3 protein-coding genes and 1 pseudogene are annotated in these 3,784 nt (G+C 55.6%); 1 reads left to right on the plus strand and 3 read right to left on the minus strand.

Features of this window, described 5'->3' with window-relative positions; genetic code table 11:
* Together RTY00_RS21570 and RTY00_RS21575 are read right to left on the minus strand one after the other, a co-directional pair.
* The coding region (locus RTY00_RS21570) for a methyl-accepting chemotaxis protein (RefSeq protein WP_312666130.1) at nt 1-1,195 on the minus strand (1,195 nt) is incomplete at its 3' end.
* Between the two features lie 213 nt (nt 1,196-1,408).
* Entirely contained in the window at nt 1,409-2,926 is a 1,518-nt protein-coding gene (locus RTY00_RS21575; RefSeq protein WP_312666132.1) for a carboxylesterase/lipase family protein, read from the minus strand.
* 192 nt (nt 2,927-3,118) lie between these two features.
* Between RTY00_RS21575 and RTY00_RS21580 the strand changes: the two genes are divergently transcribed.
* The gene (locus RTY00_RS21580; RefSeq protein ID WP_312666134.1) at nt 3,119-3,553 is read left to right on the plus strand and encodes a DoxX family protein; all 435 of its coding nucleotides are present in this window, start codon (nt 3,119-3,121) and stop codon (nt 3,551-3,553) included.
* A gap of 54 nt (nt 3,554-3,607) precedes the next feature.
* Here RTY00_RS21580 and RTY00_RS21585 read toward each other — a convergent pair.
* Nucleotides 3,608-3,784, minus strand: a pseudogene (locus RTY00_RS21585) (DUF1338 domain-containing protein); the annotation flags it as partial.

A 3,784-nucleotide genomic window follows, 5' to 3' on the forward strand; every position in this document is an offset into this window, starting at 1 on the left:
CCACCACGGCAAAACCTCGGCCCTGTTCACCGGCGCGTGCGGCTTCAACCGCGGCATTCAGCGCCAGAATGTTGGTCTGGAAGGCGATGCTGTTAATCACGCTGGTGATTTCCGCGATCTTCTTCGAGCTGCCGGAGATGCCTTGCATAGTGGTAACCACTTCGCCCACCAACTTGCCGCCCTGCTGCGCGGTGCCGGTGGCGGTTTCTGCCAGCGAACTAGCTTGACGCGCGTTGTCGGCGTTGAACTTCACGGTGGCGGTTAACTGCTCCATGCTCGCCGCCGTTTGCTCGAGCGCGGCCGCCTGCTCTTCGGTGCGCGAAGAGAGATCGTTGTTGCCGGAGGAGATCTCCGCCGCGCCGCGATAGATATTTTCAGTTCCGCTGCGAATCGCGCTCACCGCTTCGCGCAGGCTGTCCTGCATGGCACGCAACAGCGGCACCAGTTTGCCGACACAGTTACGGCCAAAATCTTCTACCGGCTGGCTCAGATCGCCCTGCGCAATAATAGAGAAATGGTTGCGGATGCGTTCCAGCGGTTTCACCAGCATCGCCACCAAATAGCGATCGGTAAACAGCAGAATGAACAAGCCAATCACTACCGCCACCAGAATGATCACTTTGGTGATGCTGGTGAGCTTATCGACGGTGATGCGCGTCTCATCCAGCTTGCTGCCTGCGGCTTTATTGAAGGCTTCAGCGCTGGCACCAAACGCGCGACTGAGCGGCGGCGTGACGTTATTGGCTTGCGCGCGATAGGCCTCAATCGTGCCCTGCTGCGCCAGCGAAACCTGCGGGGCGATACCTTCATCCAGAAGTTTTTGCCAGTTGGCGATAACGCTATTGGCGGTCTCCGAGTCCATTGGACCCGGCGCCATGGTTTTAAACTGCGCCAGCAGATCTTTCATATTGTCGAGCGCTTGCTGTACCGGCGCGAACGCATCAGCATTGACTACGCTACCTGAAGCACGGCCTTCCATCACACGCGATAGACGCGTAACCACACGAAAATACTGATCGTTTCCTTTGCTCAAAACCGTCATTTGATTGACCAGCTGGCGGTCAATCTCGTTGCCCTCGCCGAGGGCGTTCAGTGAGTGGACGCTAAACAGCCCAACGGCACACCACAGCAGGCAAAACAGCCCAAGAATGGTGAGCAATACGGCGCGGATGGTGAAATTTTTTAAGATACCCATACATAATCCCGTGGTGTGAAACGCGAAGGAGGCCCGATAAAATCGGGCATATTGCGTTTATCGGCATCGGATAGGGAAAATGTAACGGTTTTGTAAGCTAATTAATTGCTTACTGACGCAGGTTAGGAAAACGGGCTTTTATGATTAATCAGCAAGATAGGCGTGAATTTGCCTTATAAATTCATTTGCCTGCTTAAACCATTAGCAGGCTCATCAAAGCTTAACGTGGCTACGCATCATCAAACGGAACAAACGCAGCCGTCCACGCATAAAGCGCGCCTTTACCACCGCTTGGGCTTTGCCCTGATCGCCTAACGCCAACGTCAGATCTTCGCCCGGTCGCCAGGCGGGCCAATCAACCTCACCCGGTAAGTGCGCGCTAAACTCGCTGGCTTCCCGTGCAAAGGTGACCCAATAGGCGCTGACTGCGCCGGCGAACGCTTTATCCTGCTCGCTGTAGCTGCGTTCCGCTGGCGGCGTAAGCGTATCAAGCGTGTTAAAGACATAAGGAATTTCATTGCCGTGCCAGGTGCCGTGCGGATAGAGATCGCGCGCGTTTTCGGAGACGTAATCGAACCAGTAACGCCATGCGGGCATGCCGATATTGTGCTGCGCCTGAGCGACCATCAACGGTAACACCGTGAACGCCATATCGCGCGCCATCGCACGCCCCAGCAGCGCATCATCATGAATGTCGTACAACCACTTCATCAGACGATAACTGACGCGGTTCTTGCTGCGCATCTGGCGCAACACCGCCGTGGCATCCACGCCAAAATAGTCCAACACGCTGGCTTCATCGCTGTTGCTGCCAATCATTAACGGGATGCGATGCTGCTTACCGCTCATAAAAGTGGTTAACATCGGCTTCGGCAGCACCGCATCGCCGCTGATTGGCACCGGGCCAAGCGCCAGCGGGCGTTCTAACGGCCAGAATTGTTCAGCCGGCAGCTCGCGCAGCTGCTCGGCGCTGGCATCTTCGGGTAATGAAAAATGCGCCGCCACCTGCAAACCAATCTGTTGTGCCTGCTTTTGCGGGATGTCGGGCAAGCTGTAGGCGCTTTGTACGATGCCTTTGTGAAACAGCGCTTCGGAAAGCGGCGAGCAGCACAGCGATAACACGCTGCGCGCGCCGGAGGATTCACCAAACAGCGTCACGTTATGACGATCGCCGCCAAAGGCAGGAATGTTGCGCTGAATCCACTGTAACGCGGCAATTTGATCGAGTAAGGCAAAGTTGTTGATCACGCGCCCGGCGGGATATTGCGCATCCAGCGCCGGATGAGAGAAGAAGCCGAAGTGGCCAAGGCGATAGTTGAGCGTTACGACCACGACACCTTGCGCCGCCAGCGCTTTGCCGCGATAGGGATCGAGATTGCCCGCACCGATGGCAAAACCGCCGCCGTGCAACCAGACCATCACCGGCAACGGCCGCGATGGCTCGACATCCGGCGTCCAGATATTCAGGTAGAGACAATCTTCACTGAAGCGACCGGGATCGCCACCGCCAGCGGCCACGCAATAGTCACGGTTCTGCCAGCTTGCCGCGCCCCATTCGGTCGCGTCACGCACATCTTGCCACGGCTGAACCGGCTGCGGCGGTCGCCAGCGTAAAGCGCCAGTAGGTGCGGCTGCGTACGGTATTCCTTTGAAGACAAAAAGATCTTCGTCCATCAGGCCTCTGAGTTCACCTTCTGCGGTCATGATCCTCAGACGTCGTTCATTTTTCATCTCGGGTTCCCTGATAATGCATCGTTCCATTATTTGCAGGCCTTGGACGAATGTCCATGTTCTGAAAGCATTTGCAGATTATGCCGAACCGTGGCGCGATTCTTTGAACAACTCCATCAAATATTTTGGCTAACCCCATTGAGACCATTTGTTTTAAGGTTGCAAGTTAACCTGGCGCGACGGAGAAACACCATGTTTGGTGGCATTAATCAGATGTTCAACCGCATGTGCGATCACCCGGACTTCGGCAAACTGCTGTTACGCCTGACTTTTGGCGGATTGCTGCTGTTTCATGGGGCGTTCAAGGTAGTGCATGGCGTGGGCTGGATTGCGCATATGCTCGCCGTCAAAGGGATGCCAGGTTTCATCGCTTACGGTGCTTACATCGGGGAAATAGCGGCACCTGTAATGGTGATCATCGGATTTTTGACGCGCCCTGCGGCGTTCATTATTGCGGTGAACATGATTGTTGCGACACTGCTGGTAAAAATGGGCGCAGTCTGGCATCGCACTGATGTCGGTGCCTGGGCGCTGGAGACAGAAGCTCTTTACTTGCTGGGTGCGCTCGCCATTATGTTTTTGGGTGCCGGGAAGTACACGCTGGTGCGTGACTCGCGCTTGCAATAACTACAAGAAAAGCAGCCGGTCTGTTGAATTTCAGACCGGCTGTAAAATTTCTTCTTACGCTACGCCACAGCGCTCAAGACTGCGTTGCTGCATCTGCTGATACAACGCCATCTCATCCTGCACTGCTGTCCCTAACGCAGATTCAAAATCCGCACGACTGGCATTACCCGAGCTGCGCGTTTGCGCCACATCGCCCAGATTTGACTGGAAAATCCCCGCTGCGCTCACCGG

It is taken from the genome of Pantoea sp. CTOTU49201, from assembly GCF_032054795.1.
Classification (GTDB): domain Bacteria; phylum Pseudomonadota; class Gammaproteobacteria; order Enterobacterales; family Enterobacteriaceae; genus Pantoea; species Pantoea symbiotica.

Bases quoted from the DNA above. Each gene is read 5' to 3' on its own strand.
- RTY00_RS21575 (WP_312666132.1), bottom strand. From the start codon at position 2,926: ATGAAAAATGAACGACGTCTGAGGATCATGACCGCAGAAGGTGAACTC.
- RTY00_RS21580 (WP_312666134.1), top strand. From the start codon at position 3,119: ATGTTTGGTGGCATTAATCAGATGTTCAACCGCATGTGCGATCACCCG.